This window comes from Psychromonas sp. (assembly GCF_983033635.1).
Map to the genome: position 1 here is coordinate 10878 of NZ_CEZLMY010000109.1, position 954 is coordinate 11831.

At 42.2% G+C, this 954-nt stretch carries 2 protein-coding genes; both read right to left on the minus strand.

From position 1 onward, the window contains the following. The coding region (locus AC4GME_RS13120) for a DUF2760 domain-containing protein (RefSeq protein WP_490379542.1) at positions 1-328 on the minus strand (328 nt) is incomplete at its 3' end. Positions 329-742: 414 nt separating this feature from the next. Then, the coding region (locus AC4GME_RS13125; RefSeq protein WP_490379543.1) for a 2Fe-2S iron-sulfur cluster-binding protein at positions 743-954 on the minus strand (212 nt) is incomplete at its 5' end.

Genomic DNA, 954 nt, shown 5'->3' on the forward strand with positions numbered 1-954 from the left:
CCTCATGAACAACACGTGCGGCGGCACCGATATCGGCATCTGAGTAGCCAGTTAAATCTTCTTCGATAAAATCAATAAAACGCGCATCTTGTTGTAATAACGTCAATAACTGCAGCGCGGCATCAGGTGTTGCTTCTTTTAACTGCGCTGCTTTAGGCGCTTCTTGGACAGGCTTCTGAACAGGCTGTTCAACGACAGCTTCCACGGTTTCATTAGTAGATGATTTCTTTTTAGTTAGAAACAAAACTAAAAATAACAAGGCTGAGAGACCCAATCCCAAGTGAAGTGTGTCGATAGTAGTGGGGAATGCAGAGAAATTGATATTCATATGTACTTTCCTAATAATTATGTAAACAAGTTTCGCTCATATTGTATAAAATCCATAAGTAGAAATAGAGTCAACCCATGGCAGTGTTCGTATCTGATAATTGAGGGTGATTGTGCGGCTAAAGACACAAATAGTCAAAACCAAATCAACCTACTGGATGTCGGCGAGCTATTTTAGCATGGCATGGCGTGAAAATGGAGGGTTTGAGCACTGGTTAGTTTATTGCCAGCCGTATGCATGCTGCCTGCATGACTAGCACTGATTAAGTAGGCTGCCGCTAGAGGTGCTCAACTCAGCTCGTAAAAACTCAGCTGAGATACACAAACAAGAAACTGTCATAATTGTCGAGGGATAAAGTTCAGAGCGGCCGTTAACTAGTTCACAGCCCCCCAAGATAACTGTAAAACACTTTAATTATCTGATTGATATTAACAATTCTTTACCTTTGGCTCGTGAAACACAGGGGGTCATGCATCTCTTTTTTTCACTCTTGGTCAGAACTGAGTCTTTATGATCAACATCACCTTCATAATCAACTCTGCATTTACCGCATATCCCTGTTTCACATACGGATTCAACCGTTACACCGTTATTGCGCAGGGCATCCAGCATGGAAGTTTCCGGAC